The organism is Bifidobacterium sp. KRGSERBCFTRI, from assembly GCF_025908335.1.
The window spans coordinates 508,578-522,292 of sequence record NZ_CP109653.1 but is presented as its reverse complement, the minus strand read 5'-3'; the positions used below and the strand labels follow the sequence as shown (position 1 = coordinate 522,292).

The following is a 13,715-nucleotide window of genomic DNA, read 5'->3' as shown; positions in this document are numbered from 1 at the left end:
GGTATGCTGGAGTCGGCATATCACACGCAAGCACAGAAAACAAAGAGGTTCCGATGCCAGATTTCATCACGCACTATTCGCCCGCCCCGGACCGCTACGACCGCATGCAGTACGCGCATGTCGGCACGAGCGGTCTGCAATTGCCGCGCATCGCGCTCGGCCTGTGGCATAATTTCGGTGATCTGACGCCGTATGGGCAGATGCAGCAGATCGTGTTCACTGCGTTCGACCACGGCATCTTCCATTTCGACCTCGCCAATAACTACGGCCCCATGTACGGCGCCGCGGAACGCAATTTCGGGCATATCATGCGTGAGAGTCTGCGACCGTACCGCGACGAGCTCATTATCTCCACGAAGGCCGGGTTCGACATGTGGGCGGGACCGAACGGCGTGGGCGGCAGTCGCAAATACCTGCTCTCCAGCCTCGACCAGTCGCTCGAACGGCTCGGCCTGGACTATGTGGACATTTTCTACCACCACTGCCCCGACCCGAACACGCCGTTGGAGGAGACGGTCGGCGCGCTCGAGACCGCGGTGACGAGCGGCCGCGCGCTGTATGTGGGGCTTTCGAACTACGATGGCCCGCTGCTCGAACAGGCCGCGCAGATGCTCGCCGAGCGCCATGTGCCGTTCATCATCAACCAGAACCGCTACAACATCTTCGACCGCACGATCGAACGCAATGGGCTCAAGGAGGCGACGAGCAAGCTCGGCAAGGGGCTCATCACGTTCTCGCCGCTTGAGCAGGGACTGCTTACGAACCGGTATCTCAACGGCATTCCTGCCGATAGCCGCATCGGGCACGACGACCGGTTCCTGAACAAGTCCGCGCTCACCGAGTCGCGTCTCACCCAGATTCGCGAACTCAATGACCTCGCGCTTTCCCGCGGGCAGACGCTCGCCGAGATGTCGCTCGCGTGGCTGCTCAACGACCCTGCCGTGACCACCGTGCTCGTCGGCGCTTCGAAACCGCAGCAGATTCTCGATGACATCGCCGCGCTCAACAACACGCACTTCACGCCGGAGGAGCTCGCCAGGATCGATTCGATCTCGCTCTAATTCATACCGTTACGTAATACTGTTACGGGCTAGGGTTCCGGCTTATGGCCAGGGCACACACCACGGAAATCGGAGTGTGTGCCCTGGCCATAAGCCGGAACCCTAGCCCGTAACAGACAGCTGGCGGCGATGGATTACTTCGTCATCTCCTCGTATATGCGCTTGCACTCCGGGCAGATCGGGTAGTCCTTCGGGTTGCGCTTCGGCACCCACACCTTGCCGCACAGTGCCACCACCGGGCGCCCCGTCAGGCGCGACTCGGCAATGCGGTCACGCGACACGTAATGCGCGAACCGGTCGGCGTCGCCGTCGTCCGCCCGCCGCTCCTGTGCCTTCGGCCTTTCGAGCACCGCGGTACCGGTGTCGCTGCTCGGCTCGGTTGCCGCCGTCGTGTTGTCGTCGAGCGCGTCATTGTATGCAAAGCTCATGATTCCTCCTGTTCGGCTATACAATCCTGCAACTTCGTTCTCTATTCCTGTCTACAGATTCTACGCCCAGCCCAGTTCGCCCCATCTGCGTCTCATCTCATAGCCCCGTGCCGCATCTCTTTCCCGGATTTCCCGGCCAGCCAATTGCATAGCCCCACCATTAGGCTGTAGAGATATGACAATCGCTGTATGCCCCGGCTCGTTCGACCCTGTGACGAACGGCCATATCGATGTAATCACGCGTTGCTGCCGCCTGTTCGACGAAGTGCATGTGGTGGTCGCGGTGAATGCCATGAAGAAGCCGCTGTTCACCGAAACCGAACGCGTGGACATCATCAAACACGCGCTGGCCGACTCGGGCATGACGAATTATGTGGTCGCATGGACCGACGGCCTGATCACCGACTACTGCCGCAAGGTCGACTCCCCCGTCATTGTGAAGGGGCTGCGCCAGAACGGCGACTATGAGGCCGAGCTCGGCATGGCGCTCGTGAACCGTCACCTCGCCTATGTGGAGACGATGTTCCTGCCTGCCAATCCCGTTCTGGAACACATCTCGAGCTCCGTGGTGAAGGACGTCGCACGTCATGGCGGTGACATCACCGGCATGGTTCCAGACTATGTTGTGCCATTATTAGAGAAGGCGCTGCGTTAGTAGCGCGACCGCGGACCTATGGGTATGCGCCCGCGTTGAGAGGAGAGAGCATGACTCAGAACGATTCGAGCACGCAGACCATTCACGACGGCGGCAACGACGCCCCGCAACCACCGCAGGACTCCTCCGCCCGCAGACCCGCGTTCAACATGGACGATCTGCCGGATCTGCGCGACAACGCCCCCGACCCGGATGCGCTGCGCAAGGCCGAGTTCACCACGGTGTACGACATCATCGACTCGCTCGAGGAGATGATCACGAGTGCCAAGGGGTCCATGTTCTCCCCGTCCAGCGTGAAGATTGACCGTGACGATTTCCTCGACAAGCTCGAGGATCTCAAAACCAAGCTGCCCGTGCAGCTCGAGCGTGCGAGCGCGCTGATGCGCGAGGCGGAGGGCAGACTCGCGAACGCGAATTCGCAGGCGAACGTGATCATCTCCACCGCGCAGGCGCGAGCGGCGAACATCATTCGCGATGCGAACGAGCGCGCGGACTATCTCGCCTCCCAGGAGAAGGTGACCGAGATCGCGCGTCAGAAGGCGAAGACGATGATCGACAAGGCGCAGGCCGCGAGCGACCGTCTTACCTCGGGCGCCGACCAGTACTGCATCAAGATCATGAACGAGTTGCACAGTCAGCTCGGCAAGATGACGCGCGACGTCGAAGGCGGCCTGAACGTGCTCGAGGAGCGCGAGGCAAAGGCGCGCGAGGAGCTCCCGCACGCCGAGGAATCCGACTATCCGCAGGACTGACCCGTTCGCGTCACGCGGAATAGCGACACGGCGGCGCGGGTTGACTGAGCGTATCAAGCAATCCAAGCAAGGTGGAACAGGCGAATGGCACGTATTGAATACACAGATTGGACGGTTCCGGTGGCCCAGGTCGGCTCGCGCGCGGGCCAGACCATGCAGGTCGACCGTGATTTCCCGGCACCCGGCGGCATCGGCGACTCGATCGTGGGCGTCAAGGAAGGCGAACCGATCCATGTGAACGGCCAGTTCGACTCGATTATCGATGGTCTCATTTTCACCGGCACGTTCACGGCGCCGGTCACTGCGGTGTGCGCGCGCTGCGACAGGGATCTGAGCGGGGACTGGAGCGAGCAGGTCACCGCGTTCTTCCCGTATGAGGATGCCGATGCCGGCAAGACCAAGAACGAAGATGTGGAGATCATCGCCGGCGAGGAGGAGTCGGGCGACACGTACCCGCTCATCGACAACGGCGCGTTCGCGAACATCGAGCCGCTGCTGCGTGACACCTTCGTGAGCGCGTTGCCGCTCAATCCGCTCTGCAAGCCGGATTGCAAGGGTCTGTGCCCGCAGTGCGGTCTCGATCTCAACGAGAGTCCCGAGCATGTGCATGAGGTGACCGACCTGCGTTTCGCCGATCTGGAGGCGCTCAAAGAGCAGCTCGAACGCGAGCAGGGCGAGTGAGACGCGCGTTTGTACAGCATATGCGTTAAGATTCTGAACGCTTAAGCTCATATGTTCGAACGAAACAGAGGATAAACAATGGCACTGCCAAAGTACAAGATGTCGCGCGCCAATACGCGTACGCGTCGTTCCACCTGGAAGGCCAAGGCTGCCCAGACCATCACTTGCCCGAACTGCGGCGCTCCGACGCTCGCTCACGTGGCCTGCCCGAGCTGCGGCTCCTACCGCGGCCGCGTCTACCGCGAGGCGATCCGTTCCGCCCACACCAAGTGAGTTGAACTTCACGAAATCCCTGCCATCGACGGGTGGCGGGGATTTTTTTATGCGCGCAGATTGTTTCGGCTTTACTTGCGTAATCGGAGACGAAATACCCACCCAAACTGTCCCCATTTACGCAGATTCCCCTCACCTTGCATGTCTCATACCCGCTGCATCTCTTATACCCACCGCATCTCCCGCCCTGCGTAAAAAGGGACAGATTATTCGGTCAAACCGTCCCCGATTACGCAAAGGAATCTTCTCCCTGTACGGAGGGCGCGCGTAGGGCACACAGACTACACTGTGCAAGGAAGCCAAATCGAGGGAATCTGGAGCATTATGAGTGTTCGTGTAAGCACGCAGGAAATCGGCGAATCGGCAATGCAGGAGCTGTTCACCGCGCTCGGCACCACATTGGAGACCGATCTGCTCGTCGAGGCGCTCACCCACCGCTCGTTCTCGCACGAGCACGAGGGTGTGAAGAACTACGAGCGGCTTGAGTTCCTCGGCGACGCGGTGCTCGAATTCGTCGTCACCGAGACACTGTTCAAGCAGTATCCCGACAAAAGTGAGGGCCAGTTGGCGAAGATTCGCGCGAAGGCCGTGTCGGAGGAGTCGCTGAGCGCGATCGCGCGCGACCGGCTGCACGTGGGTCCCTACATTCTGTTGGGGCACGGCGAGAGCGAGCAGGGCGGCGCCGAGAAAAGCTCGATTCTGTGCGACATCGTGGAGTCGCTGATCGGCGCGACCTTCGTGCAGTACGGCGTGGACAAGGCGCGCGAAGTCGTGCATCATCTCGTCGACGACACACTCGCCGAGGTGGCCACCGAAGGTCCGGCGCTCGATTGGAAGACGTCACTCACAGTGAAGGCCCACGAGATGGGCTTGCCGGAACCGCGGTACCAGATGTCCGTCGGCGGACCGGAGTACGCGCTCGAATTCACCGCATTCGCCATGCTCGGCGATTCCAAGGAGGTGCTCGGCGTGGGCAACGGCAGCAGCAAACGCAAGGCGCAGCTGGCCGCGGCCGAACAGGCGTGGCATGTGCTCGACGAGCGCGAGCATGCGCCGAAGCCCGAGCGCAAGCGCGAACGCCGCCCGCTGACCGACGCCTGAGCCGCACGCCCTGCGCCGCACAGCCAACACCTTACGGGCTAGCCTTCCTGTTACGGGCTAATTTTCCTGTTACGGGCTGGCATTTTCTGTTACGGGATAGGTCTCACGCGAAGAATTCCCCTCGTCGGAATTGCAAAACCGCCATTTTCCAAGGGCCATTGTTGAAGAAAATCTGCATGCCCCTAGCCCGTAACAGAAAATGCCAGCCCGTAACAGGAAGAAGCAGGGCATATCCATAAATGCATTCAGCATGCGGTCACAGGAGCCGCACCACGGTGAAATCCAGTAGGATATCAACGCAAGGCCCGGCGCGGGACGCGAATGGCACCCGCAGCCGATGCCTTGAATACAAGACATCTCACGAAAGAGGGAACCGTGTCACCAACACCCCTGCAGGCGTTCAGCGGCGTGGCCAAAGCGAACGCCAACCAGCATACGCACAAGCGCACCATTGTCGACGGCGAGAAGATGACCGGCGCACAGGCGCTGGTCCGCTCGCTGGAAGACCTGGGTGTCAAAGTCGTGTTCGGTATTCCGGGCGGCGCCATTCTGCCCGTGTACGACGCCATTGACGAGCACACGAAGTTCCGTTTCGTGCTCATGCGCCACGAACAGGCGGCAGGCCATGCGGCGGAGGGTTACGCCGTGGCCACCGGCGAGGTGGGCGTGTGCATCGTCACGTCAGGCCCGGGCGCCACGAACGTGATCACCGCCATCGCCGACGCGAACATGGATTCGATCCCGATGATCGTGGTCACCGGTCAGGTGGGCGTCAACGCCATTGGCACCGACGCGTTCCAGGAGGCCGACATCGTGGGTGCCACCTACCCGGTCGCCAAGCATTCCTATCTGGTCACCGACGCGCAGGACATTCCGCGTGTGCTCTCCGAGGCACACTACATCGCGCGTTCCGGCCGTCCCGGACCGGTGGTCGTGGATCTGACGAAGACCGCCCAGAACGGCACCATGTATTACAGCTGGCCGCAGCGCATGATTCTGCCCGGCTACAACCCGACCACCGAGGCGCATGGCCGCGTGCTCGACGATGCCGCCAGACTGTTCCAGCACGCGTTCCGCCCGGTGCTCTACGTGGGCGGTGGCGCAGTGCGTTCCGACGCCGGTGCCGAGGTGAAGGCGCTCTCCGATCTGACCGGCGCCCCGATTGTCACCACATTGCCGGCGCGTGGCATTGTGCCGGATGATGACCCCGCCGTGCTCGGCATGCTCGGTATGCATGGCACGATCGCCGCGACCGGCGCGGTGCAGCGCTCCGACCTGCTCGTCGCGATCGGCGCGCGCTTCGACGACCGTGTGACCGGCAAACTCGAGGCCTTCGCCCCCGGCGCACGCGTTATTCACATCGACATCGACCCGGCCGAGATCGGCAAGAACCGCACTCCCGACGTGCCGATCGTCGGCGATGTGAAGACGGTGCTGAGCGCGCTCATGCCGCGCATCGAACGCCAGCACGCCATTCACGGCAAGCCGAATCTGACCACATGGTGGGGGCTTATCAACTCGTGGGTCGAGAAATACCCGCTCACCTACCAGGAGCCGACCGACGGCACGCTTGCTCCGCAGTGGGTGGTCGAGGAGCTGTCGCATGCCGCGAATCCGGAGACGATCTGGGTGTCCGGCGTGGGCCAGCACCAGATGTGGGCGACGCAGTTCATCAATTTCTCGCACCCGCACCAGTGGATCTCCTCGGGCGGCTTGGGCACCATGGGCTTCGGCCTTCCGGCAGCCATCGGCGCATCCATCGGCTCCCAGCGCTACTTCGACGGCAAGAAGCCGGTGTGGCTCATCGACGGCGACGGATCGTTCCAAATGACAAGTGAGGAGCTCGCCGCCGCGTTCCTCGAGGGCGCCCCGGTGAAGATTGCGCTGCTCAACAACTCCGTGTATGGCATGGTTCGCCAGTGGCAGACCCTGTTCTACAACAACCACTACTCGGCCACGATTCTGCATGAGGAGGAGAAGACCGGCTTGGAGGGCGTTCCGGACTTCGTCAAGCTCGCCGATGCGTACGGCTGCGTTGCATTGCGCGCGCGCACCAAAGACGAGGCGGTAGAGGCGATTCGCCGGGCCAACGAGATCAATGACAGGCCGGTGCTCGTCGATTTCCGTGTGTGGAAGGATGCCATGGTGTGGCCCATGGTCGCCGCTGGCGATTCGAACGACAACGTCACCTACCTGCCCGGCATCAAACCGTTGCACCAGGCTGACGGCCTTGCCGCCATGCCGGTGGATTCCGATGCGCAGGCAGATGAGGCTACCGCCATCATCACCGAGGAACAGGACTGAAAGGGGAAGGTCGAAATGGCTTCATATCCAGCATCCAAGCCGGGTTCCCAGCGTCATACGCTGTCGGTGCTCGTCGAGAACCGCCCGGGTGTGCTCGCACGCATCGCCGGCCTGTTCGCCCGCCGTGCGTTCAACATCAACTCGCTGAGCGTCTCACCCACCGAGCGCCCCGACATCTCCCGCATCACGGTGACCGCCGACGTCGAGGAGGTGCCGCTCGAGCAGATCATCAAGCAGCTCAACAAACTGCTGCATGTGTTGAAAATCGTCGACCTCGACGAATCGACCACCGTCGAGCGCGAACTCGTGCTCATCAAGGTCGCCGCGGACCAATCGAACCGCTCCGATGTGCTTGAGATCGTCAGACTGTTCCGCGTGCGCGTCGTCGATGTCAATCCCGAGTCGCTCACGATCGAGGCGACCGGCGCCGGCGGCAAGATCGACGCGCTGCTCGGTCTGCTCGACCACTACGGCATCATCGAGCTCGTGCGTTCCGGCGCGGTCGCGATGACCCGCGGCCCGCGCGCGCTGAGCGAGAAAGTGGTCGGCAGCGAGATCACCGGCCGCTGAATCTGCGTTCCGCATTCCATATTCTGTGTAAAGGGGACAGTGAGAAGCTTCTCACTGTCCCCTTCTACGCATTCTGATGCATGCTTTCCGCATGCTGACACCTGTTTTCCGCATTCATTCACCCGTCGTCCCCACACCGACAGCCGAATTGTTAAGGGCAATGAGACAATGAAACCATGACGAAACCGGAAGTTCTTATTCTGCAACATGCCGAGTGGGAGAAACCAGGACTCATTCTGTCCGACCTTGAGGAGATCAATCTTCCCACGCAGACGCTCAATATATCGAAGCAGAAGAAACCCGACCTTCCCGATTTCGACGAAGTGGCCGGACTGGTGGTCATGGGAGGCCCCATGGGCGCCGCCGATTTCGACGACTACCCCGGTCTCAAGGCCGAGATGAAGCTCATCCGCGCGGCCATAGGCACAGGCAAGCCGGTGCTCGGCGTCTGCCTGGGGCATCAGCTCATCGGCGCCGCGCTCGGTGCCAGGGTGAAGAAGGCCAGCGCGCCGGAGATCGGCATCGCGCCCATCAAACGCGTGGCCAAACACGACTTCTTCTCCATGTGGAGCAAGGAACTCAACGTGCTCCAATGGCACGGCGACTGCATTTCGCTGCCGGATTCCGCCGAGCTCCTCGCCCGCTCCTCCGACACGAGAGTGCAAGCATTCCGCTTCGGCTCCGCGCTGGGCATGCAGTTCCACTTGGAGGTCACGCCGCAGCTGCTCGAGGAATGGCTTGACGAACCGAGCATGGTCAAGCAACTCAAGGCTTCCGGCGGCTCGAAATCGCAGCTGCGCGAGGCGTTCGCCGCCAGCTACCCGCAAATCCAGCCGCTCGGCGAACAGGTCTTCTCCGGTTTCGCCGCCCGTTGCAGCACCTACAGTTTCTCTCTGACATCCCGTAAGAGTTGACGACATCCCGTAAGGAAGATCAGAATGCGCGATGTTCTCTGAATTCCTTGATATTCCTTGATATTCCTTGGAATTCCTTGAGATTCCCTCCATCTCCCCCGTGATTTGTTTTCTTACGGGATGTCATAAACTCTTACGGGATGTCACGAACAATGAAAGATTGCCATGCCAACTTTTGATTTGGGACTCGAACATGTCTCGCTCGACTTCGCCACGAAGACCATTTTCACCGACGTCACGCAAGGCGTGTTCGAAGGCGACCGCATAGGCATCGTCGGCCGCAACGGCGACGGCAAATCCACGCTGCTGCACCTGCTCGAAGGCACGCAGGCTCCGGATTCGGGCCGTGTCACCACGCGCAACGGCCTGACGTTCGGCATGCTCGACCAGCGTGACCAGCTCGACGATGACGCCACGATCCGCGAGGCCGCGCTCGAAGGCCGCGAGGATTACGAATGGGCCGCGCAGACGGAGTCCCGCGAGATCGTCGAGGCGCTGCTCGGCGGCCTCAATCTCAATGCGAGGATCGGCACGCTCTCCGGCGGCCAGCGTCGCCGCGCCGACCTCGCCCGCCTGCTGCTCAAGGACTGGGATGTGCTCGCACTCGACGAGCCGACAAACCACCTGGACGTCGTGACGATCCACTGGCTCGCCGAACACCTGAAGAACCGTTGGGCGAAGGGGACCGGCGCGCTGCTGATCGTCACGCACGACCGCTGGTTCCTCGACGAGGTGTGCGAGTCGATGTGGGAGGTGCATGACGGGCAGATCGAGCCGTTCGAAGGCGGCTACAGCGCGTACATGCTGCAGCGCGTGGAACGCGACCGCCAAGCCGATGTGCGCGAGACGAAGCGGCGCAATCTGGCCCGCAAGGAGCTGGCATGGCTGTCGCGTGGCGCGCGTGCCCGCTCGACCAAGCAGAAGTTCCATGTGAAGGCCGCGCGCGAGCTCATCGCCGACGTGCCGCCGATGCGCAACACGCTCGAACTCAAGCAGATGGCCACTTCGCGCCTTGGCAAGCAGGTGGTCGACCTGGTCGATGTGACGCAGATTTTCGACCGCGAACAGGGTGCTGTGGCCGACATCGACCCCGACATCGCCGACATGGAACGCATGGGCACGGACTCCGAATCATCCGCCGGCACGCAGATTGACATCGTCACCCCGATGGTCCAAGAACCGCAGGCTTTCGGCTCGGTGACGATGGATGTCGACGATGCCGACGACCCGCGCCTCATCTCCGCATTCGGCTCGCGTGCCGCGCAAATTGCCGCCGAGCATGGGCTCAAGGCCCGCGAGGCCGTCACCGGCTACAACGCGCTGCGTGGCATGACCGAGAACGAGCTCGCTGCCAACGAAGCCGCGAACACCGGCGCCGACGCCACGAGTGCCGCCGCGCATATCGAGGTAAGCGGCCGCGAGATTCTCGACGACGTGACCTGGCTCATCGGCCCCGGCGACCGTTTCGGCATCGTCGGGGCGAACGGCGCCGGCAAATCCACACTGCTGAAGATTCTCGACGGCTCGCTCGCCCCCACCGCCGGCCGTGTGAACATCGGCAAGACGGTGAAGTTCGCGGTGCTCTCGCAGCGGCTCGACGAATTGGAGAAGCTCGGCAACTACAAGGTGAAGGAGGTGCTGAGCCGCTACAAGCCCACCTACATCGTCGACGGCAAGGAGGTGACGCCCGGCCAGCTTATGGAACGTCTCGGATTCGAGGGAGCCCAGTTAATGACGCCGATCCGCGACCTCTCCGGTGGCCAGAAGCGCCGCATGCAGCTACTGCTCATTCTGCTCGACGAACCGAACGTGCTCATCATGGACGAGCCGGGCAACGACCTCGACACCGACATGCTCGCCGTGATGGAAGACCTGCTCGACACCTGGCCGGGCACGCTCATCGTGGTGAGCCACGACCGCTACCTGCTCGAACGCGTCACCGACGAGCAGTTCGCGCTGATCGGCGGCAAGGTGCGGCATCTGCCGGGCGGCGTGCAGGACTATCTCGATATGGTGGACGATCTCAAGCGCGGCAAGGCGCTCCCGCAGGCGGATTCCGCGGATGCTGCGCAATCTGCGCACACTGCGCAATCCGAGAACGTGCGAACTGCCGACGAGCAGTCTGCAGACCAGCCGAAGCTCTCCGGCAAGGAATATGCGCAGGCATCGCGCCGCGTTTCGGCGATCGAGCGCAAACTGGAGAAGATCGAGCAGCAGAAAGGCGAGCTGGAATCCCAGATGAACGCGCACGACCCCACCGATTACGAGGGGCTCGGCAAACTGAGCGCGCAGATCGCCGAACTGGAGACGCAGCAGGGCGAGCTGGAGACCGAGTGGTTCGATCTGTCCGAGCAACTCGGCAAGTGAGTATGCGTGCGGGCGCGGCTTGTCGCCGAAGAGCAATACGCTCAGACTATGACACACGCGCAATCACACACTACAGACCAATTTGACGAAACGCTCGCCGCCGGCAATCACGGCGTTGCCAATGCGGCCGTCGATTTGAAGCTCTACGACACGGCGACGCATGCGGTCTCGCGTTTCGAGCCGATCAAACCCGGCGAAGTGGGCATGTACGTGTGTGGCGCGACCGTGCAGAGCGCCCCGCATATCGGCCATATTCGCGCGGCCGTCGCGTTCGACATCATTCGCCGCTGGTTTGAGCGGCTCGGCTACAAGGTCACGTTCATTCGCAATGTGACCGACATCGACGACAAGATTCTCGACAAGGCCGCCGCAGCGGGCGAGGATTGGTGGGCACGCGCATACCATTACGAGCGCGAGTTCACGCACGCGTACAACGAGCTCGGCGTGCTCGCACCCACGTACGAGCCGCGCGCGACCGGGCATATCATCGACATGGTCCACTTGATCGAGCGCATCATCGACAACGGCCACGCCTATGTGATCCGCGACGAGCACGGCGAACTGACCGGCGACGTGTATTTCGACGTCGCCTCCTGGCCGCACTACGGCGAGCTCACGCACCAGAAGCAGACCGCCGAGGTTGACGAGGCCGCCGCCGTGGCCGATCGCATGGGCCCGTCGGTCGACGCCTCCGGAGACGACAAATACAATCCCGCCGACCCGGCCGACCTTTCCGAGAACAAGCGCGACCCGCGCGACTTCGCGCTGTGGAAGCGCCCGAAGAGCACCGATCCCGCCGACGCCCGCTGGAAGACTCCGTTCGGCACGGGCCGCCCGGGCTGGCATATCGAATGCTCGGCGATGAGCTACCGCTATCTCGATGGCATGTTCGACATTCACGGCGGCGGTCTCGATCTGCGTTTCCCACATCACGAGAACGAGATGGCGCAGACCCGCGCGGCCGGCTACCGCACGGCGAACCGATGGATGCATTCGGCATGGGTGACCGCCAAGGGCGAGAAGATGAGCAAGTCGCTCGGCAATGGCCTGTCGGTGCCGGTCGTGCTCGCCGAGCATTCCGCGTGGGTGGTGCGCTATGCGCTCGGCTCCGTGCAGTACCGCTCGATGCTCGAGTGGAGCGACCAGACGCTCGCCGAAGCCGAGGCCGCATACGAGCGCATCATGAACTTCATCGGGCATGCCGCGGACGCGCTCGGTGAGCAGCCGTCGCGTGACGAGATCACCGGCGTCTCGGCCGACAATCTGCCCGTGGATTTCGTCGCCGCCATGAACGACGACGTGAATGTGTCGCGCGCCACCGCAGCGATCTTCACGCAGATTCGCGAGGGCAACACATTGCTTGCGCGCCTCGCGGGCAACGCCGACGACGCGGACCGCACCGCATTGCGTGCCGCGCTCGTCAATGTGCGCGCGATGCTCGACACGCTCGGTCTCGACCCGCTTGCCAGTCCGTGGATTGACGGCGGCGACGAGGCCGGCGGCGACTCCAGCGCGCTCAAAACACTCGGCGAACTCGTCGACGCGCAGCTCGCCGCCCGCGCCGAAGCCCGTAAAAACAAGGATTTCGCAAAGGCAGACCAGATTCGCGACGCTCTCGCCGCCGCCGGCATCACAATCGAAGACGGCCCCACCGGTTCCACCTGGACCCTCGCCCCCTCCCGCTGATTGCGCATCCCTCCCTCTGGAAAGCCCCTCTGCGTACATGAAGTTCCTTTGCGAAAGGGACTTCTTTGCGTAAATGGGGACAGATAGCGGTTCTAACTGTCCCCATTTACGTCCAATTCAGCGCTCTATCCCCGGTATAAAAATTCAGCGTTCTATTTCCTGCGTAAAAAGGGACAGATCACCCAGTGTGGGTTCGAGTCCCACCGGGGGCGCGGACTTCTTTGCCTTCTTTGCAAAAAGGGACAGCAGGAAGCCTATAGATGTCTCCTTTTACGCTAATACCGATGCCATCTCATGCATCTTATTTCTGCATAAAAAAGGACAGATAGCGAGCCAATCTGTCCCCATTTACATCCAATCTCCACGCACCCATTCCCTATGCCCTCCCATGCCCCATTCCCTGAGTAAAAAGGGTCATTGCGCGCTTCCATCTATCTCTTTTTACGCTAACATCACCCTTATTTATACTAAATTTCTCTCTTCTCTGCCCGCCCATCTTCACATGGAGATTGAGGCGGATACATCTTTCTGTCTATTCCTATTTACGTCGTCTTACTTTTGACATTGCACGTGTCGCGTTTGCAATTGCGGTCTCAGATCGGCATGTTCGGCCCTTCGCAAACATGTCGTGTTTGTAACTCGAATCTCAACCCAGCCAGTAAGCGACATCTAACATGCCATGTTTGCAGATTCGACCTCACACCGACCATCGCAGCACAGATTCACGCGCCACCTTTGCACGCCGAGCCTCACCCAAACCACCGAGCGCGCCTCAACGAACCTTACTGAGATTCGGAATGCAAAACAGACAACCCAAGAGACCCGCAGACGTGCCACACTTGCAAATTCAATCTCGCGACGACTACTACAGACAGATCCGCATGCCACACTTGCAGCGTCAATCTCACGACGACCACCATATG

Annotated in this window: 12 protein-coding genes; 11 read left to right on the top strand and 1 reads right to left on the bottom strand. The window is 61.6% G+C overall.

Annotation, left to right across the window (positions count from 1 at the left end):
- Positions 1–53 precede the first annotated feature (53 nt).
- Positions 54–1,061 (top strand): aldo/keto reductase, encoded by a 1,008-nt coding sequence (locus tag OGI63_RS02085; RefSeq protein ID WP_004268389.1) that lies wholly within the window; start codon positions 54–56, stop codon positions 1,059–1,061.
- 134 nt (positions 1,062–1,195) lie between these two features.
- Here OGI63_RS02085 and OGI63_RS02080 read toward each other — a convergent pair whose 3' ends face one another.
- Positions 1,196–1,489 carry a DUF3039 domain-containing protein gene (locus OGI63_RS02080; protein WP_004268388.1) on the bottom strand — a complete coding sequence of 98 codons (294 nt, stop codon included), beginning with the start codon at positions 1,487–1,489 and terminating at the stop codon, positions 1,196–1,198.
- 175 nt (positions 1,490–1,664) lie between these two features.
- Here OGI63_RS02080 and coaD point away from each other — a divergent pair, with 175 nt between their 5' ends.
- The 10 genes from coaD (at position 1,665) to cysS (ending at position 12,792) form a co-directional block, all read left to right on the top strand.
- On the top strand, positions 1,665–2,144 hold the full coding sequence (gene coaD / locus OGI63_RS02075; protein ID WP_004268387.1) for a pantetheine-phosphate adenylyltransferase: 480 nt from the start codon (positions 1,665–1,667) through the stop codon (positions 2,142–2,144).
- A gap of 50 nt (positions 2,145–2,194) precedes the next feature.
- Positions 2,195–2,896 carry a hypothetical protein gene (locus tag OGI63_RS02070; protein ID WP_004268384.1) on the top strand — a complete coding sequence of 234 codons (702 nt, stop codon included), beginning with the start codon at positions 2,195–2,197 and terminating at the stop codon, positions 2,894–2,896.
- 84 nt (positions 2,897–2,980) lie between these two features.
- On the top strand, positions 2,981–3,577 hold the full coding sequence (locus tag OGI63_RS02065) for a YceD family protein (RefSeq protein WP_004268381.1): 597 nt from the start codon (positions 2,981–2,983) through the stop codon (positions 3,575–3,577).
- A gap of 78 nt (positions 3,578–3,655) precedes the next feature.
- On the top strand, positions 3,656–3,850 hold the full coding sequence (gene rpmF / locus OGI63_RS02060) for a 50S ribosomal protein L32 (RefSeq protein WP_004268380.1): 195 nt from the start codon (positions 3,656–3,658) through the stop codon (positions 3,848–3,850).
- 324 nt (positions 3,851–4,174) lie between these two features.
- Entirely contained in the window at positions 4,175–4,951 is a 777-nt protein-coding gene (rnc, locus tag OGI63_RS02055; RefSeq protein WP_004268379.1) for a ribonuclease III, read from the top strand.
- A gap of 321 nt (positions 4,952–5,272) precedes the next feature.
- Positions 5,273–7,255 carry an acetolactate synthase large subunit gene (locus tag OGI63_RS02050; protein WP_014482615.1) on the top strand — a complete coding sequence of 661 codons (1,983 nt, stop codon included), beginning with the start codon at positions 5,273–5,275 and terminating at the stop codon, positions 7,253–7,255.
- A 15-nt stretch (positions 7,256–7,270) separates the two neighbouring features.
- Complete coding sequence (gene ilvN / locus OGI63_RS02045; RefSeq protein ID WP_004268377.1) at positions 7,271–7,825, top strand: acetolactate synthase small subunit; 555 nt, start codon at positions 7,271–7,273, stop codon at positions 7,823–7,825.
- A gap of 176 nt (positions 7,826–8,001) precedes the next feature.
- Positions 8,002–8,739: a type 1 glutamine amidotransferase gene (locus OGI63_RS02040; RefSeq protein ID WP_004268376.1), complete on the top strand. Its 738-nt coding sequence runs from the start codon at positions 8,002–8,004 to the stop codon at positions 8,737–8,739.
- Between the two features lie 165 nt (positions 8,740–8,904).
- Positions 8,905–11,106: an ABC-F family ATP-binding cassette domain-containing protein gene (locus tag OGI63_RS14240; protein WP_004268375.1), complete on the top strand. Its 2,202-nt coding sequence runs from the start codon at positions 8,905–8,907 to the stop codon at positions 11,104–11,106.
- Positions 11,107–11,154: 48 nt separating this feature from the next.
- The gene (cysS, locus tag OGI63_RS02020) at positions 11,155–12,792 is read left to right on the top strand and encodes a cysteine--tRNA ligase (RefSeq protein ID WP_004268374.1); all 1,638 of its coding nucleotides are present in this window, start codon (positions 11,155–11,157) and stop codon (positions 12,790–12,792) included.
- The last annotated feature ends 923 nt before the right edge of the window (positions 12,793–13,715 follow it).

What these genes read in the sequence shown, in the direction of transcription:
- OGI63_RS02085 (WP_004268389.1), top strand. Translation starts at nt 54, where the DNA reads ATGCCAGATTTCATCACGCACTATTCGCCCGCCCCGGACCGCTACGAC.
- OGI63_RS02080 (WP_004268388.1), bottom strand. Translation starts at nt 1,489, where the DNA reads ATGAGCTTTGCATACAATGACGCGCTCGACGACAACACGACGGCGGCA.
- coaD (WP_004268387.1), top strand. Translation starts at nt 1,665, where the DNA reads ATGACAATCGCTGTATGCCCCGGCTCGTTCGACCCTGTGACGAACGGC.
- OGI63_RS02070 (WP_004268384.1), top strand. Translation starts at nt 2,195, where the DNA reads ATGACTCAGAACGATTCGAGCACGCAGACCATTCACGACGGCGGCAAC.
- OGI63_RS02065 (WP_004268381.1), top strand. Translation starts at nt 2,981, where the DNA reads ATGGCACGTATTGAATACACAGATTGGACGGTTCCGGTGGCCCAGGTC.
- rpmF (WP_004268380.1), top strand. Translation starts at nt 3,656, where the DNA reads ATGGCACTGCCAAAGTACAAGATGTCGCGCGCCAATACGCGTACGCGT.
- rnc (WP_004268379.1), top strand. Translation starts at nt 4,175, where the DNA reads ATGAGTGTTCGTGTAAGCACGCAGGAAATCGGCGAATCGGCAATGCAG.
- OGI63_RS02050 (WP_014482615.1), top strand. Translation starts at nt 5,273, where the DNA reads ATGGCACCCGCAGCCGATGCCTTGAATACAAGACATCTCACGAAAGAG.
- ilvN (WP_004268377.1), top strand. Translation starts at nt 7,271, where the DNA reads ATGGCTTCATATCCAGCATCCAAGCCGGGTTCCCAGCGTCATACGCTG.
- OGI63_RS02040 (WP_004268376.1), top strand. Translation starts at nt 8,002, where the DNA reads ATGACGAAACCGGAAGTTCTTATTCTGCAACATGCCGAGTGGGAGAAA.
- OGI63_RS14240 (WP_004268375.1), top strand. Translation starts at nt 8,905, where the DNA reads ATGCCAACTTTTGATTTGGGACTCGAACATGTCTCGCTCGACTTCGCC.
- cysS (WP_004268374.1), top strand. Translation starts at nt 11,155, where the DNA reads ATGACACACGCGCAATCACACACTACAGACCAATTTGACGAAACGCTC.